Source organism: Dietzia alimentaria 72 (assembly GCF_000226215.1).
Lineage (GTDB): Bacteria > Actinomycetota > Actinomycetes > Mycobacteriales > Mycobacteriaceae > Dietzia > Dietzia alimentaria.
This window is the reverse complement of sequence record NZ_AGFF01000027.1, coordinates 27,540-52,769: the sequence shown is the minus strand read 5'-3', so window position 1 is coordinate 52,769 and position 25,230 is coordinate 27,540. Positions and strand designations below refer to the sequence as shown.

Sequence of the window (25,230 nt, the reverse complement as noted above, 5' to 3'; positions counted from 1 at the left end):
CGTGGAGCAAAGCGCATGAGCGCGGAATGCTGCGGCGCCCCCGAACCGACTGCGGAGGGCGGCCTCCACGCGGGCGAATCCCAGCCGTGGTGGCGCGACCTGAACGTCCTGGTGCCCGTTATGTCCGGTGTCGCGTTTGTCGCGGGGCTGATCTGCCTGTGGCAGAACGCAGACACGGCCGCCCTGCTGCTGTTCTGGGCGGGTCTGCTCCTCGGCGGATCGACATTCGTCCCCGGCGCGCTGCGGGCCCTGTTCACCCGCGGCCGACTGGGCATCGGGCTCCTCATGACGATCAGCGCCGCGGGCGCCGTGGCCCTGGGGCACATCGAGGAGGCCGCGGCGCTGGCGTTCCTCTACTCGATCGCCGAAGCCCTGGAGGACAGGGCAATGGACCGCGCCCGCACCGGGCTGCGCTCCCTGCTGCGACTGGTCCCGGACACCGCCACCCTCCGCCGGGGACGCGACCTGGTCGAAATCCCCGCCGCCGAACTGCTGCCCGGCCAGACCCTGGTCGTGCGCGCGGGCGAGCGGGTCGCGACCGACGGGGTGGTCGCCTCCGGCCACAGCAGCCTCGACACCTCGGCCGTGACCGGCGAGTCGATCCCCGTTGAGGTGGCCCCGGGCGACCGCGTACTGGCGGGGTCCATCAACACCTCCGGCCTGCTCGAGGTCACCACCACCGCGCCCGGCACCGACAACTCGCTCACCACGATCGTTGAATTGGTCGTCAAGGCGCAGACGGAGAAGGGCGACAAGGCCCGGCTCGCCGATCGCATCGCGCAGCCGCTCGTGCCGGGAGTCCTGGTGCTCGCGGTCCTCGTCGCAGCGCTCGGCGCCCTGCTCGGCGATCCGGAACTGTGGATCACCCGCGCGCTGGTCGTGCTGGTGGCGGCATCGCCGTGCGCGCTGGCGATCTCCGTGCCGGTCACGGTGGTCTCCGCCATCGGGGCCGCGAGCCGGCTGGGTGTGGTGATCAAGTCGGGCGCCGCCTTCGAGCGACTCGGGAGCATCCGCCACCTCGCCGTGGACAAGACCGGAACCCTGACCAGCAACGCGCCGACCGTCGTCGGTGTTCTCGCGGGTCCGGATGCCTCCGAATCAGAGATCCTCTCCTTTGCTGCCGCGCTCGAGCAGGGAAGCACCCACCCGCTGGCCGCCGCCATCACCGCCGCGGCCCAGCACGCCCCGGACGCGGACCAGGTCACGGAATCGGCCGGCCAGGGCATCAGCGGGATCGTCAACGGCCACGCCATCACCGTGGGCAGCCCCCGATGGCTTGACCCCGGGGCGTTCGCCGACCGGGTCACCGCCATGGAGCACGAGGGGATGACCGTGGTCATGGTGCACCGTGACCGTCTGCCGATCGGCGCCATCGGAGTCCGCGACGAGCTGCGGCCGGAGGTCCTCGTCGTCGTCGACACCTTGGAAGCCCACGGCGTCGGCGTGACCATGCTGACCGGCGACAACTCCCGCACCGCGGCCGCACTGGGCGCGCAGGCCGGCATCGCTGACGTCCGCGCCGACCTCTCCCCCGCCGAGAAGGCGCGCGCCGTCACGGAACTGTCCGCGCGGCGGCCGACCGCGATGATCGGCGACGGCATCAACGACGCCCCCGCCCTGGCCGCCGCCGATGTGGGGATCGCGATGGGCGCCGCCGGGTCGGACGCGGCCATTGAATCGGCGGACGTGGCGTTCACCGGCACGGACCTCCGGCTGCTGCCGCGGGCCCTCGACCACGCGCGTCGGGGCGGGCGGATCATCGGCCAGAACGTGGTGCTCTCACTGCTGCTCATCACCGTGCTCGTGCCGCTCGCCCTCACCGGCGTGCTCGGCCTGGCTGCTGTCGTGCTGGTGCACGAGCTGGCCGAGGTGGTGGTGATCCTCAACGGCTTGCGTGCCGCGCGGACTCCATCGGTTCGCGCGATCTCGGTCCCCGGCGACCTGCGACGCTCGGCGGACACCGTGAGGCGAAGTGACCTCACCCAGCTCAATGAGGCGATATAGGCTCATATTTGGATATGAGGCATATTCAGCTCATGTCGGCGGGGTGTGGCACGATCGCCTCATGTACGTGCTGACGATCGACCAGCGACACAGCCGAGCCTCAAAGGACCGCGTGCCCGAGCTCCTCGACGCCCTGGCCGAAATCCCGGGCGTCTCCGGCTTCGAGCGCACCGCCGGCGACGAGGTACAGGGATTACTCGACGACCCCGCCGCCGTCCGCGCGGCCCTGCTCGTGGCGCTCCGCCAAGGGGAATGGCACTGCGGTGTGGGCGTGGGGGATGTCGACGACGACTCCTATTCCACCGGCACACGTGCTGGGCGCGGGCCCGCATACCTTGCCGCGCGCGAGGCGGTAGAGGCAGCCAAGTCGATGACGGGCTCGGTCGCCGTCCGCGTCCCGCTGGATGCCGGTGAAGTCGCGGTGGGATGGGCAGCCGATTGCGAGGCCGTCTGGGCGCTGGCCGCTCCGCTCGTGCTGGACCGGACCGAGGCGCAGTGGCGGGCCGTGGACGCCGTCGACCGCTCCCCCACCCAGGCTGCCGCCGCCGAGGAACTGGGGATCACGCCCACCTCCGTCGCCGGCTCGCTCAAACTGTCCCGGATCCGGGAGGAGCGCGCCGCCTACCCCGCCCTCGACCGACTGCTCGCGGGCGCGCACGCCGCTACTTCCGCGGCCGCCTCCGACAACGCCACTTCCGACGCGGAGGCACACCGATGAGCAGCTGGCCCGACTGGATCCTCGCGACGCTGGTGGTGGTGCTCTCACTGGCCGTGTCCGCGGGCCTCGGCTCACCGCTGGCCTCGCTCGTCCTGCGGTCGGCGCGCGTGCCCGAACCCCCGAGCGTCGAGGTGACCGGTGACGCGCGCACTCCCGTGGTGCAGCGGCGCGAGAACTCCGAGCCGCACGTGCGCGAGGTACTGCGGGGCGGGATGTGGATCGGGATCCTCGAACGAGTGGGCCTCACCGCGGCGATCCTCGCGGGCCGCTTCGAACTGGCCGCGGTGGTGGTGGCGATCAAGGCCCTCGGTCGCTATCCGGAGATCCGCGAGAACCCTGCCGTGAGCGAGCGGTTCATCATCGGCACACTCACCTCACTGCTGGTCGCGGCCGCGTGCGGCGCAGCGGGGCTGGCGCTCCTCAGCACGCTGAATTAACGGCCTAAGCTGGGCGCCATGGTGACGATCCGGCCCGCAGTGTCCTCCGATGCCGACCTCGTCGGGCAGTTGATGGCCCAGGCGTTCCGCGACGACCCCACCTGGTCCGTGTACTACCCCGACGCCTCCACCCGGCCGGCAAAGCTGAATGCGCATTATCGCCGCCGGGTGCGCAAGCATCCCGAGCTCGCGGACGTGGCTGTCGACCACGGACGCATCGTGGGCGCCCTGATGTGGGAGGCGCCGCACAAGAAGTCGACCGTCGCAGCGATCCTTCGATCCGGCTCGCGCATCGCCCGCCGCCTGGTCAGCCGACTACCCGGCCGCCAGGGAATCGCGCACACGCTCGCCGTGGAGAAGCACCGGCCGCTCGAGCCCCACTGGTACATCCACGATGTCGCCGCCAGCCCTCAGGCCCGCGGCAAAGGCGTCGGCTCGGCCCTCCTCACGCACCGGCTCGCCGAGATCGACGCCGCCACTGCTCCCGGGGGTACACACCCGGCAGGCATGGCCGCCCTCACGCCGCCGACCGCGCTGGAGTCCACCACCCCCGGCAGCCGCAGGCTCTACGAACGCTTCGGCTTCGAGGCGGTCGCGCAGGTGCCCACCCAGCCGGGGCAGTCCTCGACCATCATGATCCGCCGCCCGGCAGCTCGATCGTGAACCGCGCCCCTCGCCCCGGTCCCTGACTACTGGCCTCAACCCGGCCCCCGTGAGCCTCGACGAGTGCCCGGGTGATCGACAGGCCGATGCCACTCCCGCCCGCTTCGCGGCCCCGCGCGGCATCGGCACGGTAGAACCGGTCAAAAACGTGATCCAGGTGTTCGGCGGCAATGCCCTCCCCGGAATCGGTCACGCTGATCGCGGCCATCCCGGACTCACGCTCCACCGCGTCCACCGTGACCCGACCTCCCGCGGGAGTGTGCCCGAGCGCGTTGTCGAGGAGATTGCCCAGAGCCTGACCGATCCGGTCCACATCCACAGTGATCTCCCGCGCCGTCACGGCGCCCACCTCCAGGTCCACGCCTTTGTCCCCGAACTGCTCGCGCACCGCATCAACAGCCGTCCCGATCACTGACGCCACCGTCGTCCGGACCGGATGGAGCCTGGTCAGGTGCTCCTCGGCATCCGACACCGCGACGATGTCCGCCGCCAACCTCTCCAATCGACGAGTCGCGGCCCAGAGCACGCTCGCGGTGGTGTCGTCGAACTCGCGGACGCCGTCGTCCAGCGCCTCGAGATACGAATCGATGGTGGCCAGTGGGGTACGCATCTCATGCCCCAGGTCGGCGAGCATCCGGCGCCGGGTGGCGTCAGTGGCCTCGAGCCGACGGGCCAGTTCGTTGACGCTCACCGCCAGTTCATCGAACTCCCGCCCCAGGCCCGGGCCCGGCACGCGTGTGCCATATCGTCCGCCGGCGATCTCTGCGGTCAAGGACGTCACCGCACCAACGGAACGCTGCACGCGGCGGGTGAGGTACCAGCTGGTGAGCAGAGCCAGAATCACCGCTACCGCCACGGCCAGCCCCCACGCCGCGATGATCGAGGCCGTGAACGCCTCCTCGACGTGAGCCGCCTGTTCCGAATTCTCATCGATGCCGGCCTGGCCCAGATGGTCGTGGAAGATCCCTGGGGCCAGCGCCGACGCCACCAGCCACGCACTGGCGGCGCATCCCACGATCAGGCCCGACATCGCGAGCAGGAGTCGGGTGCCGAAGCTCCAGCCCGCCGCGGGCGGTCGCACCGTCATGACCCGTCGCCCATCCGGTATCCGACGCCCCGGACGGTGCGGATGTAGCGGCCCACAGTTGCGTCGTCTCCGAGCTTGCGGCGCAGGTGTCCGATATGGACGTCGACGAGGTGGTCATCCCCCACCCAGTTCGGGCCCCACACGTCCGCGATCAACTGTCCGCGGCTGAACACGACGCCCGGCTCCCGCGAGAGCGCCGCGAGGAGATCGAACTCGGTCCGCGTCAGGGCCACCGTCTCCCCGGCCACCTCCACGTCGCGACCGGCTACATCGATCTCCAGATCTCCACAGACCCGTCGCTCGCCGCCCGCCGGAGCACTCCCGGCGTGGGCGGCGCCCGTCCGGGGCCGGCGGAGCATCGCCTGGATCCTGGCCATCAACTCGCGTGGGCTGAACGGCTTGGTCATGTAGTCATCGGCGCCCACCGACAAACCGATCAGCATGTCCACCTCGTCGGTGCGCGCCGTGAGCATCACGATGTAGGCGTCCGAGTGGGTTCGGATCCGCCTGCACACCTCCACCCCGTCAAGGCCGGGCAGCCCCAGGTCCAGCACGATCACGTCCGGATCGATGCGGCTCGCGAGGGCCACCGCCTCCGCACCGTCGCCGGTGGTGGTGACCTCGAAGCCGTCGCGCTCGAGGTACGAGCCCACCAGATCGGCCAGCGGCTCCTCGTCGTCGATCACCATCGCGCGCAGCCCGGCGGAGCGGGACACAGAAGACATGCCGACCATCATCGCCCCGTAGCCGAGCGGTCCTTCCCCCGGCGGTCGTCTTGACCGAATCTTCATACGACCTTCATGTGATTACACGACCCTCGCGGGCACGATGGACGGAGACAGTCACCAGAACCCCGTCAGAAGGACTTCCTCGATGACCCACACCAAGCTCATCCTCACCGCGGCAACGGCCGTCACGGTTCTCGCTCTCTCCGCGTGCGGCGGCAACGACACCTCCGAGCCGGCCAATGGGGCCCCCGAGACCACGCAGTCCTCGTCGGCCACCGCTACGCATGACGGCACCGACGGCAAGGCCGAGGCCAGCTCCTCCGAGCATTCGGAGGCCGACGTGATGTTCGCCCAGATGATGATGCCGCACCATGAGCAGGCGATCGAGATGAGCGACATCATTCTGAGCAAGGACGACATCCCCGCCGACGTGGTGGCGCTGGCCGAGGAGATCCAGGCCGCCCAGGGCCCGGAGATTCAGCAACTGACCGACTGGCTCGAGCAGTGGGGAGAGCCCGTCGAACCGCAGGACGACGGTGGGGGGCATGACATGTCGACGATGGAGGGCATGCTCTCCGACGACGAACTCCAGCAGCTCCGAGACGCCCAGGGGACCGACGCGGCACGGATCTTCATGGAGCAGATGATCGCCCACCACGAGGGCGCCGTGACCATGGCAGAAGACGAGGTCGCCGACGGCACCTACCAGCCCGCGATCGACATGGCGCACACCATCATCACCACCCAACAGCAGGAGATCGATGAGATGCGCGACATGCTGAACTCGCTGTGACCCCCACCGTCACCGCCCGGCGCAGCGCTCTCACCCGGCGCGGCGCCCTCGCGACCGCGTTGCTCGGCAGCGCATTCGTGGTGGCTGCCTGCAGCTCGCCCGCTACCCCGCCGGAGACCGAGGGGTCGCCGCTGGACCAGCACGGGCTCACCGGCCTCGATGCCCGGCAGATCATTGATCGACTCGACGCCCAGCCCGTCGCCGACCGCCCAGCCGACCTGCTGGCTTCGGTCCAGCCGGACGAGCTGGTCCTCACCGATCCTTCCGATAGAACCGGGGAGACGACGACGACACTGCCGATGCCCGACGACGAGTTCTACCTCTCCGTCGCCCCTTATCGGGAGCAGACCCACGACTGCGTCTTCCACAGCCTGACCACCTGCCGGGGCGAGTTGTCCCAGCAGGACGTCGAGGTCACAGTCACCGACGACCAGACCGGGCAGGTGGTGCTCGACGACACCCGGACGACCTTTGACAACGGGTTCGTCGGGCTGTGGCTGCCTCGTGACACCACCGGCACGCTCACGATTCGCTACGACGGCGGCGAAGCAACCTCGCCCGTCAGCACCGGCGAGGACGACCTGACCTGCCTCACCACGATGCGCCTGACCTGATCTGAGCACGCGAACAGTTCGGCCCCCCGCGAGACGAATCCCGCGGGGGGCCGAACTGCTGAATATGGCTGAACACCGACTAGATGATCGGCACGCCTTCTTCTCTCGCCTCAAGAGCCTCCTTGACGAAACCGCGGACGAGCACGGTGAGAACGCCGGCCACGATAACCGGCCAGATCAGCACATAGATGGTGAGCAGGATCGGTGACATGAGTGTCCTTTCCTAGACGCGGACGACGTTGTCGTCGTCATCGTCGTCGTCGTTGGACTTCTTACCGGCGGCCACAGAGGCGGCCTCGGCTTCTTCCTCCGCGAGCTCTTCGGCGACCTCGTCGGTGTCGTAGTCCTCGGTGCGCTTGGCGATCTTGTCGAAGTCGAAGTCCATGGAGCTACGGAACGACATCGCGGAGCAGACCAGGGTGCTCACGGCGTACGCGATGAGCGAGGCGGTCAGGGTGTTGTAGTCGCGCAGGAAGTCAAAGACGAACGGCGCACTAGCGAGCGCACCGACTGTGCCGATGACCAGCGCTGGGCGCAGGCCGAAGAAGCCGAACGTCATCAGGCCGAGCGCCACGCCCACACCCACGACGGCCAGTGCCTCGAGGATCCACGGCACCACACCGGTGTCCGGCATGAGGTCGAAGCGGGTCGGCAGGAACACGGCCAGTGCCGCGAGCACCGAGACGGTGAAGGCCATGTTGGTGACCTTCTTCCAGTAGAAACTCGCGATCACGGGGAACACGAGCGCGCCCCACAGGGCACCCACAAAGACCAGCAGATCCAGGATGTTGAACTGGATGTTGGCGAAGATCAGCGCCGCCACGATCGCCAGGATCATGGTGATCCGGCCGATGGTGAGCATGACGCGCGGATCTGGCAGCCGTCCGCGGCCACGCATGCCCTGGCCGTAGATATCCGACATCGCGATCGAGGACATGGCTGCCAGGTCGGAGTCGGCGGTCGACGAGAGCGAACCGATGATCATGATGAAGAACACCGCCACGAGGCCTGCGGGCAGGTACTCGGCCGCGACCTGCGGCAGGACGTTGTTCGGGTCTCCACCGATTGGCTCGATTCCGGCGTAGAGCGCGAGCACGCCGACCATGCCGATGCCGATGATGGTGGCGCCGTAACCGATGGTCGCGGTGATGAACGTCGGCTTGATGAGGTCCTCGCGCACCGCGAACAGGCGCTGCGCGATGGTCTGGTTACCGATCGCGTACGCCAGCACCGCCACGATGTACGGCGCCCCCTGGTTGAGGAACGCGTCCGAGGAGAAGAACGACTGCTGCTGCGGCGTCAGGTTCTCCGCGCCGGAAGCGAACAGCTCGGTGCCGCCCAGGAAGAAGAACATCGCGGGCACGATGATGACCACCGCGCCGAGCATGGCGACCACCTGCGCGAAGTCCGTGAGCACGGACGCGCGGAAGCCGGACCACAGGGTGTACATCAGCACTCCAGCGGCAATCACGAGGACGCCCTGGATGAAGCTGAACGGGCTCAGCATGGAGATCAGCGCGCCACCGGCGATGAGGTTCGACGTCAGAGAGATGACGGAACCGAGGATATTGGATCCGGCCAGCATGAGCTGGGACGACCGGCCGTGGCGGGCGAACATGACCTCTGCGAGCGTGTGCGCCTGAGGTGCGACCTTTCGAATTCGTTTACCGAAGGGGTAGATGAACAGAATCATCAGGGCACCCCAGAGCCCGTAGTGGATCGGCCCGGAGACGCCATAGAGGTATCCCGAGTTCACGGACGCGTACATCGACGACGCCCAGATCCACGTGGCGGTCATCGACGCCGCCGAAATTCCGAATCCGATCTGGTGACCGGCGGTCATGTAACTGTCTGCGTTCTCATCCTTGCGGGCGATACGCATGGACATGACCATCGTGCCGCCATAGAAAAGCAGCAGTAGAAGCACGACAGCTGTCGCGCTCAATGCGGTGGTATTCCCAAGCAAATCCATCTGTCCCCTTCCCTCTTCTTTTGTCAGACCATCGAGCAAAGCATAGTGCTGACACCCGTGAAGCTGAGAATCGTGACGGCAGATCCTGTTGTCGGATCATCCAACGGCGGCGAGGCTTTGGCCCAGCGCACAGACGTATAACCGCAGTAAGAATGGAGGAAATAGCCAAATCGAGGGATGAGATGCGGCGCTTATCGAGGACGCTTTCTCAGGCTTGCACCGGAGAGGGTGCCGGCGATTTTTTAAGCTTTTCCGCCCGATTTCCGGCGTGATTTGTGCCCGAACGGCCCCAGACAGACGTCTTAGGAGGGCCAGGCGGCACGCCATGCGGCGGCCGTGACGGCGGCAGTGGTGGCGTCCGTGGCGTCGGCGCGTGCCGTGTCGGCGGGGGCGCCGGAAGCGGCGTCGGCAGCTCGTGAATTGAGCCGCGATTCCGCGGTGCGGATCCGGTCGGCGAACGCGCGGACGATCTGGCGGTATGAGACCTCGGCCGAGCCCGATTCATGGAACACGCCCACCGGGTCCACGCGGACCAGTCGCATCTCGTCGGGCACCAGGTCGTCGGGGATCCCCGCGGAACGCGCGCGGCCGAGCACCTTCTGCCCGAGCGCGAGGGATGGCTGGTCCCATGAGATCCCGTCCAGCACCCCGCGGCGAGCTCGACCTGCGAGCTCGGCATCACGGCGTTCGGCGGCTTTGGCTTCCTGCCAGAGGCGATCCTGTTCAGCGGCGTCCAGGTCGCCCGAGCCCGAATCGGTAAACCAGTAGGGAGCGCGGCGGCGAAGTTTGTCGAGCAGCGCCTGCGCCACGTCCTGAACGTCAAAGGCGTCACCTGGACGCTCAGCGCCGATCGCGGAATGGAAGAGCACCTGTAGGAGCAGGTCACCGAGTTCGGAGACCAGTTCGTCGCGGTCGCCATCGGCCACCGCGTCCACCAGCTCCCAGGACTCCTCCAGCAGGTACGGCAGGAGCGAGGCATGGGTCTGGGCGGCCTCCCACTTCCCGTCGCGGCGGATGCGAGCCATCAGCGCCACCGCCTCACTCAGCGGATCGCGGCGGTGTGCGCCCACGCCGTCGGTGCTCGCTCCCGCACCGGCCCCCGCGCCCCCCGCGTCCCCCGCGTCCCCCGCGTCCCCCGCTCCCGCCGCGAAGAGGATTTCGCCTGCATCGCCCAAGTGGCTTTGCTCGGAATCCTCTTCGCGGCGGGGTGGGGCTGAATCTTCGCGGCGGGGTGGGCCCGGAACTTCGCGGCGGGGTGGGCCTGAGCTCATCGGACCCGCCTCAGCCGACCGGCGCGGTCTCGGGCTGCAGCACCGGATTCGACCCCTCGGGATCCCCTGCCATCGCGGTGAGGAAATCGGCGGCGTACTGCAACATCTCGTCGTCGCGCGCCTTCTCCCCGCCCGCACCCGCGCGGGCACCGGCGGCCTTGGGCAGCGGCAGCAGGACGGTCTTCTGCGTGGCCCGGTACTGCGCGGCGGGATACATGCGCTTGAGCCGCATCTGCTGCGAGTCCAGCAGGTCGAGCGGGCCCACGCGCAGTCTGGAACCGGCCAGGACGATCTCGCGGACCCGGTACTTCTGCGCCACCAGCCGCAGCCGCGCCACGGACACCACGCGGCGGGCCTCGACGGGCAGCGGCCCGTAGCGGTCGAGCAGCTCCTCGACCACGGCGTCGATGTCGGCGGGCTCGCGGGCCTGCGACAGCTTGCGGTAGGCCTCGAGCCGCAGCCGGTCGCCGTCCACGTACTCGACCGGGATATAGGCGTCGACGGGCAGCTCGATGCGGACATCGCCAAGCTCTTCCTCGACTTCGACGGTCTCGCCGTCGGCAACAGCGCGGTACGCCTCAACCGCCTCACCCACAAGACGGATGTAGAGGTCGAACCCGACACCCGCGATGTGCCCGGATTGCTCGGCACCCAGCACGTTGCCAGCACCGCGGAGCTCGAGGTCCTTCATCGCCACTGCCATGCCGGCACCGAGGTCGTTGTTCTGCGCGATGGTGGCCAACCGGTCGTACGCGGTCTCGGTGAGCGGCTTTTCCGGGTCATAGAGGAAGTACGCGTACCCACGTTCGCGGGACCGGCCCACGCGGCCGCGCAGCTGGTGCATCTGCGACAGCCCTAGCTGGTCAGAGCGGTCCACGATCAGAGTGTTGGCGTTGGAGATGTCCAGGCCGGTCTCGACGATGGTCGTACAGACCAACACGTCGTAGTCGCGGTTCCAGAAGCCGCCGACGGTCTGCTCGAGCTGCTCCTCCCCCATCTGCCCGTGTGCCACGACCACGCGCGCCTCGGGCACCAGGTCCCGGATCTTGGCGGCGGCGGCGTCGATGGTGCGCACGCGGTTATGCACGTAGAAGATCTGGCCCTCCCGCAGCAGTTCGCGCCGGATGGCGGCGGCGACGTGCTTGTCCGAATGCGCGCCCACATAGGTCAGTACGGGCAATCGTTCCTCGGGCGGGGTGAGGATCTGGCTCATCTCGCGGATGCCCGCCAACGACATCTCGAGCGTTCGCGGGATAGGCGTCGCGGACATGGTGAGCACGTCCACGTGGGTGCGCAGGGAGGTGATGTGCTCCTTGTGCTCCACGCCGAAGCGCTGCTCCTCGTCCACGATCACCAGGCCGAGGTTCTTCCAGCGCACACCCGTGGCGAGCAGTCGGTGCGTGCCGATCACCACATCCACGGTGCCGTCGGCCAGACCGGCGAGGACCTTCTTGGCCTCGGCGTCGGAGGTGAAGCGACTCAGCCCCCTGATGGTCACCGGGAAGCCGGTCATGCGATCGGCGAACGTGGCCAGGTGCTGCTGCGCCAGCAGGGTGGTGGGCACGAGCACCGCCACCTGGGTGCCGTCCTGCACGGCCTTGAACGCCGCGCGCACGGCGACCTCGGTCTTGCCGTATCCCACGTCGCCCACCACCACGCGGTCCATGGGGGCGGTCTTCTCCATGTCCGCCTTGACGTCCTCGATCGCGGTGAGCTGGTCGACGGTCTCGGTGAACGGGAACGCGTCCTCCATCTCGAGCTGCCACGGGGTGTCGGCGCCGAAGGCGCGGCCGGGCGCGGACTGCCGCTTGGCGTACAGCTGCACCAGCTCGGTGGCGATCTCGCGGACCGCCTTGCGGGCCTTGCGCTTGGTGTTCTGCCAGTCGGCGCCGCCCATCTTGGACAGCGTGGGGGCCTCGCCGCCGACGTAGCGGCTGAGCTGCCCGAGCGATTCCATGGGCACGTAGAGCCGGTCGCCGGCGGCGCCGCGCTTGCCCGGCGCGTACTCGATCACCAGGTATTCGCGCCGCGAGGAGCCGTCGCCGCCGCGCACCTGCCGCTCGACCATCTCCACAAACCGGCCGATGCCGTGCTGGTCGTGCACCACCCAGTCGCCGGCCTTGAGCGCCAGCGGGTCCACCTGGTTGCGCCGCTTGGAGTGGCGCGCCTTGGGCCGGGTGGTGGAGCCGAGGCGGTTACCGGTGAGGTCGGTTTCGGAGACGACGACGAGGTTGCCGGCCACCGAGTCGGCGCCCTCGGTGAGCGTGAACCCGCCGTGCAGGACCGCCTCGTAGACCGAGACCAGTCCGGCCGCGGGCTCGGCGCCCGTCTTGGCGGCCGTGGCGGGGACCTCCGCCTCGGATAGGCGCTCGAGAATACGGGTGACGGTGCCGTGGCCCGGGACCACCACCGCCGCACGCCCACCACCGGATACCAGGGCGCGCAGCCGGACGAACATCGCCTCCATCTCGGTGTCCTTGCCGCGCGGGGCCGGCGGATCGCCCGCGGGCACGGTCACCAGCAAACCGTCCTCGGGGTCGGTGAGGAATCCGGGCGGGACCAGCTGCCACCAGGCACGACCGGCAGCGGTCGCCTCCTCGCGGACCGCGGAGAAGGTGCGGTAGCCCGAGCCGGACAGGTCCAGGGTCTCGCTGTCCACGGGGGCGTCGCCGCCCATGGTCGCGGCGGTCCACGAGGCCTCGAGGAACTCCCGGCCGGCGGAGGCCAGGTCTGCGGCGCGGCGGCGGACCTTGTCCGGATCGCACACCACCACGCGGGTGTCGGCCGGCATGAGCATCGGCAGGGTGGTCATCTCCTCCGGAACGAGCACGGAGGTCAGTGCCTCCATGCCGTCGCGGGGGATGCCCTCGGCCAGCGAGTCCAGTAGCTCCGCCAGGGTCGGGTTGGCCCGGTGCTCGGCGGCCAACTCCCCCGCCCTGGCGCGCACGGTGTCGTCGAGAAGCAGTTCGCGGCACGGGAACAGTGCTGCCGACTCGACCTCGCCGTCAGGTAGCGAGCGCTGGTCGGCCACCGAGAACTCACGGATCTCGGCGATGGTGTCGCCGTCGAACTCGATGCGCAGTGGATGGTCGGCGGTGGTCGGGAAGACGTCCACGATCCCGCCGCGCACCGCCACGTCGCCGCGCCGGGCCACCATGTCCTCGCGGAGGTAGGCGAACTCGGCGAGCCGCACCATGAGGTCGGCCGGGTCTATTTCGGCACCCGTGGCCACCCGCACGGGCTCACGGCGGGCAGCGCCGGGCGAGATCGGCTGCACCACCGACCGCGCCGCCGCCACCACGATCCCCGGCGGACGACCGGACAACACCGAGTTCAGCACCTGCAGCCGGCGACCGATCGTGTCCGAGGCGGGCGAGAGCCGCTCATGCGGCAACGTCTCCCAGCTGGGGAACTGCGCCACCTCGTCGTCGTACAACCCCGCCAGCTCGTCGGCCAGTTCCTCACACTCGCGCTCGGTGGCCGTCACCACCAACAGTGGGGTGCTCCGGGCGAGCGCGGCGACCAGGAACGGCCGCATCGCCTCGGGCGCGCGCACCACCGCCGTGTCCCGGTCCAGACCCTCGCGCAGGTCGGCCAACGCCGGGTTGGCGATCACCGCGGTGGCCAGACCCGACAGGGTGGCGGGAGCGGTGCTGGGTGCGGTGGCGGTGGTGGTCACGCGTGTTCTGCCTCCGGGTGAGAAACGGTGCGGTGAAATGTCGGGCAGGTCGCGGGCGGGTACATCGGCGCCGGTGCGACACGAAGGCCGCGCGGGATGACCCTGGGTTCACGATGCCCGGGTTGTGAGGGGCCCAGTCTAGATGCGCCGCGGCGACGGTAGATTGTGCGTATGAGCGAGACCACAGACGCCGAGCACGGCAATACCGCCAGTGAACCCACCGGGCAGTCTGCCGGAGATTCCAGCGGGGGGGCCGCCGCCCCCGTGACGATCGCCCCCGCCGATACCGAGCCGGACGAGCGCATCCGCGCAGGAGTGGGCTCGAGACTGTTCACCGACCGGTGGATCGGCGTGCTGCTGGCCCTCGGTTCCGCACTCGCGCTGATCGCCTCGTTCGAGCTCAGCCTGGACAAGATCCGGTTGCTGGAGAACCCGGATTACGTGCCGGCCTGCAACTTCTCACTCCTCATGAGCTGCAAGAGCGTCATCAACTCGGAGCAGGGCGCGGCGTTCGGGTTCCCCAACCCGTTCATCGGGCTGATCGGGTTCGGCGTCCTGATCGCGATCGGTGTCGCCGCCGCCTCGGGGACGCGTTTCCCGCGCTGGTACTGGCTGGGCGCGCTGCTGGGGCTGACGTTCGCCGCCGGGTTCGTGCACTGGCTGGCATTCCAGTCGATCTTCGCGATCCAGGTGCTGTGCCCCTGGTGCATGGTCGTCTGGGCCATGGTCATCCCCATGTTCTGGTACACCGGCCTGCATGTGCTGGGAAAGTTCACCAGCGCCGGCTGGGTGCGTTCCCTGCAGCGGTGGCACCTCGTCCCGGTGGTGGTCTGGTACCTCGCGGTGGCCGGCATCATCCTGTGGGCGTTCTGGGACTTTTACTGGGCAGACTTCTTCGGCAACCTCTGATACGCCAGCGATTGTGTCCTATACCCGAGTCCACGTGGTGATCCCGGCCCACGACGAACAGGACCTCCTCGGTCACTGCCTGGACGCGCTCGATGAGTGCAAGGCCGTCACGCCGGTGCCGGTGACGGTGACCGTGGTGCTGGATTCGTGCACTGATGCTTCGGCGCGCATCGCCCATGGTCGCGCCCGGGTCCTGCGCCTCGACGCGCGCAACGTGGGAATGGCGCGTGCCGCCGGGTTCGATTCACCCGGCCATGCGCGAGCAGGCGGGACGGACAACACAGACGGCACGGACGGCACGGACGGCGCGAACGGGCACTGGTACGCCACCACCGACGCCGACTCCCGCGTCCCCCGGACCTGGCTGGCGGACCAGTTGGCACTGGCCGAGGCCGGCGCCGACGTGGTGGCAGGGCTGGTCGAGGTGGATGACTGGTCCGACTGGAGCCCGGCCACCCGCCAGCGCTACCTCGAGGGCTACCGCCGGGGCCCCGGCCACCGCCACGTCCACGGCGCGAACATCGGCGTCAGCGCCCGGGCCTACCGGCGTCTCGGCGGCTTCACGCCACTGGCGGTCCACGAGGACGTCCAGCTGGTCGATCGCGCCGAGCGCGCCGGAATGTCCGTGGCCTGGTCCACCGCGTCGCCCGTTCTCACCTCCGCGCGCCGCTCCGCCCGCGTGTTCGGGGGCTTCGCGGGGCACCTGGCGACCACCGACCAGGCGGTCAGCCAGTGAACACCAGTGATCCGGCCCGGCACAGCTCTGAAATCGCGCTCGACTGGGTGCGAACCGGTCAGGCCGAACTGCCGCTACCCGCGGGGGGCGACACCCGCGCCCGCTGGTCCGCGCTCACCGAATTCTGCACGCGCGACGTCTCCGCAGGCCGTCTGGTGGAAGCCCACGTCGACGCGGACGCGATCCTCGCCGAGATCGAGGGCTCCCGTGTCGGCCGCGACGAACTGTGGGGAGTGTGGGCCGCCGAACCACCGACACCCGTGCTCACCGCTCGGCGGTCGGGCGGCGCCTGGCTGCTCAGCGGGGTCAAAGCCTGGTGCTCCGGCAGCGACGTGTGCACGCACGCCCTGGTCACCGCACTCGACGACGACGCACCGCGCCTCTTCACCGTGGACCTGCGCGAGCCCGGTGTCGCACCCCGACCCGGGAACTGGGCCAACCCGGGAATGGCGGGCAGCCGTACATCCGAAGTGGCCTTCACGGACGTCCCGGCCCGCGCCCTCGGCGATCACCGCTCGTACCTAGACCGGCCCGGGTTCTGGCACGGCGGGATCGGAGTGGCCGCATGTTGGCTCGGAGCCGGTATCGCCGTGGCGCGGCCACTGGTGGCGCGAGCAGACCGGCCCGGCACCGACCCTCACACCCTCGCGCACCTCGGCGCGGTCGACGTGGCCCTCGGCGGGGCGGAGTGGGCGCTGGATGCAGCCGCCACCGAGATCGACCGCGAGGGCCCGGATACGGACCTCACGGCCGCGCGTCACCGGGCCGTGCGCGCTCGGGCAGTGGTCGAGGCCGCGGTGGACGAGACCATCCGGCGCGTCGGCAGGGCTCTCGGCCCGGGCCCGCTCGCGATGGATCCTCGCCATGCCCAGAACGTCCTGGACGCCCAGGTGTACGTTCGCCAATTCCATGCCGAGCGTGACCTCGCCGCACTCGGCGCCACCGCGGCTACCCACGGCGGGTGGGCTCGGTGACCGCCTGGGACGGAATCGGGCCCGACGACCGCGGGACCCCCCACGACCTCTGGGACGCGTGGTTCGCCGAGCGCGCTCCGGATCCGGAATTGCGCCTGCCGACCGGGATCCGGCGGCTGCTGGTGGTGGCGCCCCACCCCGACGACGAGATCCTCGGGGTCGGCATCACAGCGGCACGGGCCGTCGCAGCGGGGGTCGAGGTGGTGATCGTGGGTGTCACGGACGGCGACGCCTCACACCCCGACTCCCCCACCCTGACCGGCGACCGGCTCGGCGCCCTGCGGGTCGAGGAGAGCAGACGCGCCTGCGCGATCCTGGGTCTGCCCGAGCCGGTGCGAGTCGGCTTACCTGACGGTGGGGTGCACGCCCACGAGGAGCGGCTCGCCGAGACCATCGCGGGGCTCGTCGCTGACGGTCGCGGGGCGAGGGCAGGCGCACCCGGCACGGACTGTCTCGTCCTGAGCACCTGGCGGGGCGACGGCCACCCGGACCACGAGGCCTCAGGCCGCGCGGCTGCCCGCGCCTGCGCTCAAACCGGCGCCCAGCTGGCGGAATATCCTGTGTGGACGTGGCACTGGGCCAGCCCCGGTGACTCCCGGGTGCCCTGGGACCGGCGGCGCAGGGTGCGGCTCGACGATTCCGAGCTCGCCGCCAAACGAGCAGCCGTCGAAGAGTTCGTCACCCAGATCCACCCCCTCTCCGAGCATCCGGGGGACGAGGCGATCCTGCCCGACTGGATTCTCGACCGCCTGCTCACGCGGGAGGAGACGGTGCTGGTATGAGTACGCCGGACCACTATTTTCAGCAGATGTACGCGGAGTCCGAAGACCCGTGGGACTTCGCCGGCTCGTGGTACGAACTACGCCGCTACGGACTGCTGGTGGCCTCGCTGCCGGAGCCGCGGTACCGGGTGTGCTTCGAGCCCGCCTGTTCGGTGGGTGTGCTCACGGAGATGCTCGCCGATCGGTGCGACGAGGTCCACGCCGTGGACGTGGTGGACACCGCAGCTGAGCAGGCCCGCCGCCGGGTCGCCCGGGCCGGACTCGACCACGTGCGGGTACGCACCGCCGATGCGACCGACCCGTGGCCCCGCCCGGCGTGCGACCTGCTCGTACTGTCGGAGTTTCTCTACTACACGCCGGTCGACGGCCTCGACTCGCTGATCACAACGCTGCTGGGGCTGGTTCGTCCCGGCGGGACGATCGCGGCGTGTCACTGGCTGGGGCACTCGACGGACCACGCCTGCCACGGCGAGGACGTCCACGCCGCCCTCGCGCGACGCCGCGATCTCACGCCGCTGGCCAGGTATCGCGAGGAGGACTTTCTACTCGACGTCTTCCGGCACCGTTGACCGGGTTCGCCCTGGGGAGTCGGCGTCCACTCGAGCGTCGTCCTCGACCTGCTCGATCAGGTGGATCATCGCGGTGGCGTGGATCGCGAACATTCGGTCCAGGTCCACCTCGCCGAACTGGGATGCCAGGAAGATCCCGTCTCCACCCGCGAGAGCGTAGGTGGCCAGGTCGTGCGCCCGCTCCGAGCTCAGGCCCGGCCGGGCCTTGTGCAGCTCCTGCGCGATCGCCTCGACCGCCTCGCCCCGCAGCCGGAGAAAGATCTCCCGACCTGCGGTCTGGTCCGGTCGCTTCTCCAGCGCCAACATCACGCCCAGCCGCTGGAAGTCGGGCGACTCCGTCAGCGCCCGCGCCACCCCTCTGCTCAGGGACATCACTTTCTCCGGTAGCGATGACCCGTCGGTCTGCGTGACCTGGCCGAGCCAGAGTTCGACGCCCTCCGCCACCACCGCGGCCAGCAGTGCGTCCTTGTCCTTGAAGTGCCAGTAGATCGAGCTGGCCGGCAGGCCACTGGCCTTGCTGATCCGCGCGATCGACGTGCCCTCGTAACCGCGTTCGCCCGCGACCGCGGCGGCGGCCTCGATGATTCTCCGGCGCGATTCGCGGCCGTTGGCGCGCGTGCGCCTCGTCGTCGTCGTCTTCGTCGTCGTCGGCTCGATTTTCTCGTCGTGGGCCATCCGCCCTCCAAGTGTGTCTGACACCCCATACCGTTGCTAATGGCGTCCTTAACATACTACTGTAGTGATCATTACAGTAACGAACGGCGGGCAACAGCCCGCCACCTGAAAGAAAGAGGTGGAAGCAATGATCGAATCACTGACCCGCAACTGGTGGATCCAGCTGATCCGCGGCGTGCTGGCATTCGGGCTCGGCCTGACCGCGTTGATCGCACCCAGCACGGGAATTTTTCTGGCCGCATTCCTGGTGGCCGCGTTTGCGATCGGAGACGGCGCGATGAATATCATCGCCGCAACCGGAATCCGGGACGGTAGCGGCGGTAAAGGCATCCTCGCGGGCGCCGGTGTTGCATTTGTCGTGCTGGGCCTGATTGTGCTGTTCTGGCCGAACATCACCGTTACCGCGCTGGTCATACTGTTCGCGCTGTGGCTGATTGCCTCCGGTGTGCTCGTGATCTACGGCGCGTGGGAGCTGCGCAAGGACGTACCCAACTCGTGGATGATGACCGCGCTCGGCGTGGTCGTGGCAGTGGTCGGCCTGGTTCTGGTCATCGCGGGCCCGTCCACCGTCGAGTCCGTTCTGCCGTTCGCGGGCTGGTTCGGCGTGATCGTCGGCGTGATCATGGCCGCGGTCGCGTTCCGACTGCGCAGTTCCGCCACCAAGCTGCCGGCCCACACTGGGCACACCGCAGCCTGATCTATCAGGCGCCTGCCCGTCAGCGGGCACCGCACCCGCATACCCGGGCCCGGCACCCTCAGGGGCTAGCCGGGCCCGGTCGCATGTCGCGGGCGCAGCTCTCGTCCCCGGGGGCTGCGTACTTGTCCAGAACCTCGGACTCGAGCACCGGCCGCGGATCGAGGTGCGAGAGACCGTTGAAGCAGAGGTTGACGATGTGCGCGGCCACCTCCTCCTTGGGCGGGGTGCGCACGTCGAGCCACCACTGCGCGGTGCCGGACACCATGCCGACCAACGCCTGGGCGTAGACGTTCGTGGTGACCGGGTCAAAACCTCGCGCCACGAACTCCTCCTCGAGGATGTATGTCACGCTGGCAGTGGCGTCGTTGAGCAGAGTCGAATAGGAGCCGCCGTTGCTCAGCGAGGAATCGCGGACCAGGATGCGGAACCCGTCCGTGCGCTCCTCGACGTAGCGCAGCAGCGCCATGGCCGCGCGCTCGATCCGCCGGCGAGACCCCTCACCCTCGAGCGACTCGGTGATCTCGGCGCCCAGATAGGCGAGCTCGCGATCACAGACCACCGCGTACAAGCCCTCTTTACCACCGAAATGCTCGTAGACCACCGGCTTCGACACACCCGCGACCGCAGCGATCTCCTCGACGGTGGCCGCGTCGTAGCCGTACTGGGCGAAAATCCGGCGGCCCACCTCGACCAGTTGCTGGCGCCGCTTGGCAGCCGACATCCTGGTCCTCGGCGCCTGCGTCGGTATCGATTCGCCCGTCATCGTCGGCCCTCCTAGTTCTGACCGAGGTTAGTCGAATATTGACATCACCCTCTGTCCCCTCCCCCGGTCCCGGAAGTTTCCCGCTACGCGCTCGGCATCTCCGGCTCTTCTCCGACTCATCTAGAGCGTCGCGGCCCGCATCCGCGCCGAACTTCTCTGCGTCATTGTTGATCCGAAGCCGCTGCACCGACCCGGCGGGCCGGGCGGAGCGCAGGTACACGCCGGTGGGCACGCGGCGATGTGCCAGAATGTCCACGACCCGATGCAGGGTCGTTCCCCCGTGGTGTAATCGGCAACACTCCTGATTTTGGTTCAGGCATTTCAGGTTCGAGTCCTGGCGGGGGAGCTCAACGGCTGGCGGCCCCGCGCCCCGCGCCTGGCTCCTGCGCTACTCCGCGCCCCCTCCCCCCGCCTCCCCTTGCCCCGCCCCCTAGCCAGTTTTGTCGGCACCACTGCGCTGGCTGGCCTCGTTTTTCGCACTGACGACGGCAAAACTCGCGGCTGGGCGTCGCCGCGGTGCGTGCCGGCCGGTTGTCGGGGGCGAAACTGCGCACAGATCGGCGGGTGGCACGCGCCCGCCCCCGCCTACCGGTTGTCTGGCCCAGCCAGTGGCCCTAGCGTGCGCTGCATGGACACCGATCTGAAGGCAGTGGCGCTGGTCTGTTCGCTCAAGGCCTCGCCTTCCCAGTCGAGCAGCGAGCTGATCGCCCGGCAGGTGCTCGACGAGCTCGCGGGCCACGGGGTGACCGGCGAGACGGTGCGGGTGGCCGACTACGACGTGCGACCGGGCGTCGACGACGACATGGGCGGCGGCGACGAGTGGCCCGCGATCCTCGACAAGATCAAGGCTGCCGACGTGCTCGTGCTCGCCACGCCCACGTGGATGGGCAACCCGTCGAGCATCGCGCAACGGGTGCTCGAGCGTCTGGACGCGCAACTGTCGTCGACCGACTCGGAGGGGCGACCCGCCATGTTCGGCAAGGTAGCGGTGGTCGCGGTGGTAGGCAACGAGGACGGCGCGCACAAGATCGTGGCAGACATGTTCCAGGGTCTGAACGACATCGGCTTCAGCATCCCGGCACAGGGCTGCACCTACTGGAACAACGAGGCCATGAATCCGGTCGACTACAAGGATCTGGACAAGACCCCGTCCGCGGTGGCATCGACCAACGCCACGGCAGCGAGCAACGCGGCGCACCTGGCGCGGCTGCTGCAGGACGCTCAATACCCGGCGGTCTGACGCTTCAGCCCTTGCTTCCTCGTTCAACCGCACTCCGCACGACGTAGCGCAGGAACGACGGGAACGCGACGGCGCAGATCACCACCCCGATCACCACCAGCACACCGCCCCCGGACGCGGCCACCGCGGTTCCCACCGACGCGGCGGCCACACCATGGGCCACGTCGCCGATGCGGGGCCCGCCCGCCACCACCACGATGAACACGCCCTGGAGGCGACCGCGCATCTCGTCGGTCGCAGAGTCCAGCAGGATCGCCTGCCGGAACGCGGCCGAGATCATGTCCACTGCGCCACCGAAGGCCAGGGCCGCGAGCGCGAGCCACAGCCACCACGCTGATCCCTCGGGCGAGGCCGCACCCACGAACACGCCGAAGGCGACCATGGCCAGTCCCCACAGCGCCACGCACACCAGCACGGCCAGTCCCTGTCGGCGCACGCGCGGAATCCAGCCGGAGAACACGCCGCCCGCCACGGCGCCCACGCTCATAGCAGCGAACAACATGCCCAGCGCGGTGCCGCCCGTGACCGGGTCGCCGAAGGACTCGGTGGCGATCTGCGGGAACAGGGCCCGCGGCATACCGAACACCATGGCCACGATGTCCACGAGGAATGAGGCCAACAGGATGCGCCGGGTGGCCAGGTAGGCGAACCCGTCGATCACCGACCGCAGCCCCATCGAGCCGCGCTCCCCCTCTATCGGCTGCGGGGCTAGGCGGAACACGGCGAAGAGTGTGGCCACCAGCGCGATTGCGGTGAACAGGTACATCGTCGACAGGCCCAGCACCGGGATGAGCAGGCCGGCGGTGAGAGGTCCCACGATCGCACCGAACTGCATCACCGTCATATTCAGCGCGGACGCCGAGGCCAGCTGATCCGAGGGGATGAGCTTCGGGATGATCGCCGCGCGGGTGGGCTGGTTGACGGCGAAGAATGCCTGCTGCACGGCCAGCAGCACCATGACCAGCCACACGTTGCGGTTGCCGGCTGCGGCCTGCGCCCAGAACAGCAGGGCGGTCACGATCAGGCCGGTGGTGGTGACCATCAGCAGCCTGCGCCTGTCCAGCGCGTCGGCCAACGCTCCGCCCCACAGCCCGAACACGATCAGCGGCACGAGCGCGAACACGCCGGTCAGCCCTACGTAGGCGGAGCTGCCGGTGATGGCGAAGACCTGCTGCGGGACGGCGACGATCGACAGCTGGGCACCGATCACGGTGACGATGTTGGCGATCCATAACCTGCGGAAATCCGGCTGCGCCAGGGGTCGGGTGTCCGCGAGTTGCCGCCTCAGGAGTGACACGTCGGGCACGCTACTCGGCGCGAGGGCTGGCCAGGGTGTCGGTCTAACCCTCTATCCTGAATGCCGGTCCGTTCGGCGGGCCTCGTTCCGGTTGACCGATATTGCACTCATCTACCGCTGCATCACCCGACCCAGGGCACTGCCATGCCCGAGGAGATTTGATGACGACACCTCACACAGATCGCGCGCAGACCGCGGTCATCGTCCTGGCCGCCGGCTCCGGCACCAGGATGAAGAGCGCCACCCCCAAGATGTTGCACCGCGTGTGTGGGCGGACCATGCTCGGGCACGCACTGCACGCGGCGGCCGGGATCAAGCCAGACGCGATCGTCGTGGTGGTGGGTCATCAGCGGGACCAGGTGTCCGCTGCGGTGACCGAGCTGTCCGCAGAACTGGGCGTTCCCGTCAGCACTGCCGTGCAGGAGCAGCAGAACGGCACCGGCGACGCGGTGGCCGCGGGTATGGCCGGGCTTCCCGCCGACTTCTCGGGCACGGTCCTGGTCACCACCTCGGACATCCCCTTGTTGGACACGGACACGCTCGCTCACGTGGTGACCCGCCACGATATGCGCCCGCGCGCGGCGGTCACCGTTCTCACGTCGACGGCGCCCGACCCCACGGGGTACGGCCGCATCGTGCGGAACGACGACGGCGAGGTGCTCCGGATCGTCGAGCACAAGGACGCTACGGACGACGAGAAGGCGATCGACGAGGTCAACTCCGGCATCTACGCGTTCGATGCGCAGGTCCTGCGGGACAAGCTCGGCCAGCTGAGCACCGACAACTCACAGGGCGAGCTCTACCTCACCGACGTCATCCAGCTGGCCCGGCGGGCCAACGGTCTCATCCGCGGGCACCGCGTCGAGGACGCCGGCCTGGTGGCGGGCGTCAACGACCGTGTGCAGTTGGCCACATTGGCCGGTGAGATGAATCGACGCCTGTGCGAGACCGCCATGCGGGCCGGGGCCACGATCATCGACCCGTCCAGCACGTGGATCGACGTCGGCGTGACCACCGGGCGCGACGTGACCATCCTGCCGGGCACGCATCTGACGGGGACCACCTCGGTCGGGGACGGCGCGACCATCGGCCCGGACAGCACGCTGCAGGACACCGTGGTCGGCGAGGGCGCGACCGTGACCCGCACCCACGCGATGGGGGCGAGTATCGGTGCCGGGGCCGAGGTGGGCCCGTTCGCATACCTGCGCCCAGCAGCCGACCTGGGCGAGAGCACCAAGATCGGGGCGTTCGTGGAAGTGAAGAAGTCGGTCATCGGTGCTCATACCAAGGTGCCGCACCTGACCTATGTTGGCGACGCAACCATCGGCGAGCACACCAACATCGGGGCATCCAGCGTCTTCGTCAATTACGACGGGGTCAACAAGAGCCGTACAGTGATCGGCGATCACTGCCGCACCGGCTCGGACACCATGTTCGTCGCCCCGGTGAACGTCGGAGACGGCGCCTATTCGGGCGCGGGTACCGTGATCAAGGACGACGTCCCCCCGGGAGCCCTGGCGGTGTCTGGCGGGCGGCAGAGGAATATCGACGACTGGGTGATCGAGAATCGGCCGGACTCCGGCTCGGCTGCGGCCGCCCTTCGTGCCCGGAACGACTCCCAGAAGGACGGACTCACGCCGTGAGCGAGTGGATCGATAACCAGAAGAACCTGATGTTTTTCGCGGGGCGCGCACACCCCGAGCTCTCTGATCAGGTTGCCGCCGAGTTGGGTGTCGAAGTCACCCCGCAGACCGCACGGGACTTCGCCAACGGCGAGATCTTTGTCCGCTTCGAGGAGTCGGTGCGCGGCTGCGACGCCTTCGTCCTCCAGAGCGCCCCTGCTCCGCTGAACAAGTGGATCATGGAGCAGCTCATCATGATCGACGCGCTTAAGCGCGGCTCGGCCAAGCGGATCACGGCCGTGCTGCCGTTCTACCCGTACGCCCGGCAGGACAAGAAGCATCGTGGCCGTGAGCCCATCTCGGCCCGCCTCATCGCTGACCTGCTCAAGGCCGCCGGAGCAGACCGCATCATCACGGTGGACCTGCACACCGACCAGATCCAGGGCTTCTTCGACGGCCCGGTTGACCACATGCACGCCCAGGGCCAGCTCTCGGACTACGTCCGTAAGCACTACGGCACCGACAACATCGTGGTGGTCTCCCCGGACGCCGGTCGCGTCAAGGTGGGCGAGAAGTGGGCCGACGCCCTCGACGGCGCACCACTGGCGTTCGTTCACAAGACCCGCGATCCCAACGTGCCGAACCAGGTCAAGTCCAACCGCGTGGTCGGCGACGTCGAGGGCCGCACCTGCGTGCTGATGGACGACATGATCGACACGGGCGGCACGATCGCCGGGGCCGTCAAAGTGCTCAAGGACGCCGGAGCCGGCGATGTCATCATCGCCACCACGCACGGCATCTTCTCTGACCCTGCCGCCGAGCGTCTCGCGACGTGTGGCGCCAAGGAGGTCATCACCACTGACACGCTCCCGATCCCGCCGGAGAAGCGCTTCGAGAACCTCACCGTGTTGTCCATCGCGCCCCTGCTGGCCCGGACCATCCACGAGGTATTCGAGAACGGCTCGGTCACCAGCCTGTTCAACGGTTCGGCATAGGCATC

General features: G+C 68.9%; 24 protein-coding genes and 1 tRNA gene. 16 read left to right on the top strand and 9 right to left on the bottom strand.

Features of this window, described 5'->3' with window-relative positions:
• The first annotated feature begins 15 nt into the window (after positions 1 to 15).
• From ON04_RS14605 to ON04_RS14590, 4 genes are all read left to right on the top strand, one after another.
• Positions 16 to 2,004, top strand: a complete 1,989-nt coding sequence (locus tag ON04_RS14605) for a heavy metal translocating P-type ATPase (RefSeq protein ID WP_010542379.1) — start codon at positions 16 to 18, stop codon at positions 2,002 to 2,004.
• A 61-nt stretch (positions 2,005 to 2,065) separates the two neighbouring features.
• Entirely contained in the window at positions 2,066 to 2,722 is a 657-nt protein-coding gene (locus ON04_RS14600) for a hypothetical protein (RefSeq protein ID WP_010542378.1), read from the top strand.
• Positions 2,719 to 3,159, top strand: coding sequence for a hypothetical protein (locus tag ON04_RS14595; RefSeq protein WP_010542377.1), 441 nt, complete (start codon positions 2,719 to 2,721; stop codon positions 3,157 to 3,159). The genes ON04_RS14600 and ON04_RS14595 overlap by 4 nt, the downstream gene beginning before the upstream one ends.
• 18 nt (positions 3,160 to 3,177) lie before the next feature.
• Complete coding sequence (locus ON04_RS14590; protein ID WP_010542376.1) at positions 3,178 to 3,822, top strand: GNAT family N-acetyltransferase; 645 nt, start codon at positions 3,178 to 3,180, stop codon at positions 3,820 to 3,822.
• On the opposite strand, the gene ON04_RS14585 is transcribed toward ON04_RS14590, so the two are convergent.
• Together ON04_RS14585 and ON04_RS14580 are read right to left on the bottom strand one after the other, a co-directional pair.
• A complete protein-coding gene (locus ON04_RS14585) occupies positions 3,791 to 4,909 on the bottom strand; it encodes a sensor histidine kinase (RefSeq protein ID WP_010542375.1) in 1,119 nt (372 codons plus the stop codon). The two genes, ON04_RS14590 and ON04_RS14585, sit on opposite strands and share 32 nt — an antisense overlap.
• Positions 4,906 to 5,598: a response regulator gene (locus ON04_RS14580; RefSeq protein ID WP_029458558.1), complete on the bottom strand. Its 693-nt coding sequence runs from the start codon at positions 5,596 to 5,598 to the stop codon at positions 4,906 to 4,908. Before ON04_RS14580 ends, ON04_RS14585 begins: the two co-directional genes overlap by 4 nt.
• A 184-nt stretch (positions 5,599 to 5,782) precedes the next feature.
• Here ON04_RS14580 and ON04_RS14575 point away from each other — a divergent pair, with 184 nt between their 5' ends.
• Both ON04_RS14575 and ON04_RS14570 read left to right on the top strand, forming a co-directional pair.
• The gene (locus ON04_RS14575) at positions 5,783 to 6,430 is read left to right on the top strand and encodes a DUF305 domain-containing protein (protein WP_010542373.1); all 648 of its coding nucleotides are present in this window, start codon (positions 5,783 to 5,785) and stop codon (positions 6,428 to 6,430) included.
• Positions 6,427 to 7,044 (top strand): CueP family metal-binding protein, encoded by a 618-nt coding sequence (locus ON04_RS14570; RefSeq protein ID WP_010542372.1) that lies wholly within the window; start codon positions 6,427 to 6,429, stop codon positions 7,042 to 7,044. The genes ON04_RS14575 and ON04_RS14570 overlap by 4 nt, the downstream gene beginning before the upstream one ends.
• Positions 7,045 to 7,123: 79 nt before the next feature.
• On the opposite strand, the gene ON04_RS17140 is transcribed toward ON04_RS14570, so the two are convergent.
• The 4 genes from ON04_RS17140 to mfd form a co-directional block, all read right to left on the bottom strand.
• On the bottom strand, positions 7,124 to 7,255 hold the full coding sequence (locus ON04_RS17140) for a putative transporter small subunit (RefSeq protein WP_010542371.1): 132 nt from the start codon (positions 7,253 to 7,255) through the stop codon (positions 7,124 to 7,126).
• A 12-nt stretch (positions 7,256 to 7,267) separates the two neighbouring features.
• A complete protein-coding gene (locus ON04_RS14560) occupies positions 7,268 to 9,016 on the bottom strand; it encodes a sodium:solute symporter family protein (protein ID WP_010542370.1) in 1,749 nt (582 codons plus the stop codon).
• Between the two features lie 302 nt (positions 9,017 to 9,318).
• Positions 9,319 to 10,191 (bottom strand): nucleoside triphosphate pyrophosphohydrolase, encoded by an 873-nt coding sequence (locus tag ON04_RS14555; protein ID WP_010542369.1) that lies wholly within the window; start codon positions 10,189 to 10,191, stop codon positions 9,319 to 9,321.
• 106 nt (positions 10,192 to 10,297) lie between these two features.
• Positions 10,298 to 13,966: a transcription-repair coupling factor gene (mfd, locus tag ON04_RS14550; protein WP_010542368.1), complete on the bottom strand. Its 3,669-nt coding sequence runs from the start codon at positions 13,964 to 13,966 to the stop codon at positions 10,298 to 10,300.
• A 171-nt stretch (positions 13,967 to 14,137) separates the two neighbouring features.
• On the opposite strand from mfd, the gene ON04_RS14545 reads away from it, so the two are divergent.
• The 5 genes from ON04_RS14545 to ON04_RS14525 are packed head-to-tail and all read left to right on the top strand — an operon-like array spanning position 14,138 to position 17,936.
• Positions 14,138 to 14,875 carry a vitamin K epoxide reductase family protein gene (locus tag ON04_RS14545; RefSeq protein ID WP_010542367.1) on the top strand — a complete coding sequence of 246 codons (738 nt, stop codon included), beginning with the start codon at positions 14,138 to 14,140 and terminating at the stop codon, positions 14,873 to 14,875.
• Between the two features lie 13 nt (positions 14,876 to 14,888).
• Complete coding sequence (locus ON04_RS14540) at positions 14,889 to 15,611, top strand: glycosyltransferase family 2 protein (protein ID WP_033444356.1); 723 nt, start codon at positions 14,889 to 14,891, stop codon at positions 15,609 to 15,611.
• Complete coding sequence (locus ON04_RS14535) at positions 15,608 to 16,585, top strand: acyl-CoA dehydrogenase family protein (RefSeq protein WP_010542365.1); 978 nt, start codon at positions 15,608 to 15,610, stop codon at positions 16,583 to 16,585. The genes ON04_RS14540 and ON04_RS14535 overlap by 4 nt, the downstream gene beginning before the upstream one ends.
• Positions 16,573 to 17,367, top strand: a complete 795-nt coding sequence (locus tag ON04_RS14530; protein ID WP_420795355.1) for a PIG-L deacetylase family protein — start codon at positions 16,573 to 16,575, stop codon at positions 17,365 to 17,367. The genes ON04_RS14535 and ON04_RS14530 overlap by 13 nt, the downstream gene beginning before the upstream one ends.
• Positions 17,364 to 17,936, top strand: coding sequence for a class I SAM-dependent methyltransferase (locus ON04_RS14525; protein WP_010542363.1), 573 nt, complete (start codon positions 17,364 to 17,366; stop codon positions 17,934 to 17,936). Before ON04_RS14530 ends, ON04_RS14525 begins: the two co-directional genes overlap by 4 nt.
• Here ON04_RS14525 and ON04_RS14520 read toward each other — a convergent pair.
• Positions 17,910 to 18,611, bottom strand: a complete 702-nt coding sequence (locus tag ON04_RS14520) for a TetR/AcrR family transcriptional regulator (RefSeq protein WP_010542362.1) — start codon at positions 18,609 to 18,611, stop codon at positions 17,910 to 17,912. The two genes, ON04_RS14525 and ON04_RS14520, sit on opposite strands and share 27 nt — an antisense overlap.
• A 127-nt stretch (positions 18,612 to 18,738) precedes the next feature.
• Between ON04_RS14520 and ON04_RS14515 the strand changes: the two genes are divergently transcribed.
• Entirely contained in the window at positions 18,739 to 19,308 is a 570-nt protein-coding gene (locus tag ON04_RS14515; RefSeq protein WP_010542361.1) for an HdeD family acid-resistance protein, read from the top strand.
• A 58-nt stretch (positions 19,309 to 19,366) separates the two neighbouring features.
• Here the strand turns inward: ON04_RS14515 and ON04_RS14510 are convergent, their stop codons facing one another.
• Positions 19,367 to 20,029 carry a TetR family transcriptional regulator gene (locus ON04_RS14510; protein WP_010542360.1) on the bottom strand — a complete coding sequence of 221 codons (663 nt, stop codon included), beginning with the start codon at positions 20,027 to 20,029 and terminating at the stop codon, positions 19,367 to 19,369.
• A gap of 316 nt (positions 20,030 to 20,345) precedes the next feature.
• Here ON04_RS14510 and ON04_RS14505 point away from each other — a divergent pair.
• Together ON04_RS14505 and ON04_RS14500 are read left to right on the top strand one after the other, a co-directional pair.
• Positions 20,346 to 20,417 (top strand) — tRNA-Gln (locus tag ON04_RS14505).
• 282 nt (positions 20,418 to 20,699) lie between these two features.
• A complete protein-coding gene (locus ON04_RS14500) occupies positions 20,700 to 21,311 on the top strand; it encodes a flavodoxin family protein (protein WP_010542359.1) in 612 nt (203 codons plus the stop codon).
• Between the two features lie 4 nt (positions 21,312 to 21,315).
• On the opposite strand, the gene ON04_RS14495 is transcribed toward ON04_RS14500, so the two are convergent.
• Entirely contained in the window at positions 21,316 to 22,599 is a 1,284-nt protein-coding gene (locus tag ON04_RS14495; RefSeq protein WP_029458551.1) for an MFS transporter, read from the bottom strand.
• Positions 22,600 to 22,769: 170 nt separating this feature from the next.
• Between ON04_RS14495 and glmU the strand changes: the two genes are divergently transcribed.
• Together glmU and ON04_RS14485 are read left to right on the top strand one after the other, a co-directional pair.
• Positions 22,770 to 24,251, top strand: a complete 1,482-nt coding sequence (gene glmU, locus ON04_RS14490; protein ID WP_010542357.1) for a bifunctional UDP-N-acetylglucosamine diphosphorylase/glucosamine-1-phosphate N-acetyltransferase GlmU — start codon at positions 22,770 to 22,772, stop codon at positions 24,249 to 24,251.
• On the top strand, positions 24,248 to 25,225 hold the full coding sequence (locus tag ON04_RS14485) for a ribose-phosphate diphosphokinase (RefSeq protein WP_010542356.1): 978 nt from the start codon (positions 24,248 to 24,250) through the stop codon (positions 25,223 to 25,225). Before glmU ends, ON04_RS14485 begins: the two co-directional genes overlap by 4 nt.
• Positions 25,226 to 25,230: the final 5 nt, after the last annotated feature.

Bases quoted from the DNA above. Each gene is read 5' to 3' on its own strand.
- ON04_RS14580 (WP_029458558.1), bottom strand. From the start codon at position 5,598: ATGGTGATCGACGACGAGGAGCCGCTGGCCGATCTGGTGGGCTCGTAC.
- ON04_RS14595 (WP_010542377.1), top strand. From the start codon at position 2,719: ATGAGCAGCTGGCCCGACTGGATCCTCGCGACGCTGGTGGTGGTGCTC.
- ON04_RS14605 (WP_010542379.1), top strand. From the start codon at position 16: ATGAGCGCGGAATGCTGCGGCGCCCCCGAACCGACTGCGGAGGGCGGC.
- ON04_RS14545 (WP_010542367.1), top strand. From the start codon at position 14,138: ATGAGCGAGACCACAGACGCCGAGCACGGCAATACCGCCAGTGAACCC.
- glmU (WP_010542357.1), top strand. From the start codon at position 22,770: ATGACGACACCTCACACAGATCGCGCGCAGACCGCGGTCATCGTCCTG.
- ON04_RS14500 (WP_010542359.1), top strand. From the start codon at position 20,700: ATGGACACCGATCTGAAGGCAGTGGCGCTGGTCTGTTCGCTCAAGGCC.
- ON04_RS14560 (WP_010542370.1), bottom strand. From the start codon at position 9,016: ATGGATTTGCTTGGGAATACCACCGCATTGAGCGCGACAGCTGTCGTG.
- ON04_RS14515 (WP_010542361.1), top strand. From the start codon at position 18,739: ATGATCGAATCACTGACCCGCAACTGGTGGATCCAGCTGATCCGCGGC.
- ON04_RS14575 (WP_010542373.1), top strand. From the start codon at position 5,783: ATGACCCACACCAAGCTCATCCTCACCGCGGCAACGGCCGTCACGGTT.
- ON04_RS14590 (WP_010542376.1), top strand. From the start codon at position 3,178: ATGGTGACGATCCGGCCCGCAGTGTCCTCCGATGCCGACCTCGTCGGG.
- ON04_RS14520 (WP_010542362.1), bottom strand. From the start codon at position 18,611: ATGGCCCACGACGAGAAAATCGAGCCGACGACGACGAAGACGACGACG.
- ON04_RS14525 (WP_010542363.1), top strand. From the start codon at position 17,364: ATGAGTACGCCGGACCACTATTTTCAGCAGATGTACGCGGAGTCCGAA.
- ON04_RS14585 (WP_010542375.1), bottom strand. From the start codon at position 4,909: ATGACGGTGCGACCGCCCGCGGCGGGCTGGAGCTTCGGCACCCGACTC.
- ON04_RS14600 (WP_010542378.1), top strand. From the start codon at position 2,066: ATGTACGTGCTGACGATCGACCAGCGACACAGCCGAGCCTCAAAGGAC.
- ON04_RS14510 (WP_010542360.1), bottom strand. From the start codon at position 20,029: ATGTCGGCTGCCAAGCGGCGCCAGCAACTGGTCGAGGTGGGCCGCCGG.
- ON04_RS17140 (WP_010542371.1), bottom strand. From the start codon at position 7,255: ATGTCACCGATCCTGCTCACCATCTATGTGCTGATCTGGCCGGTTATC.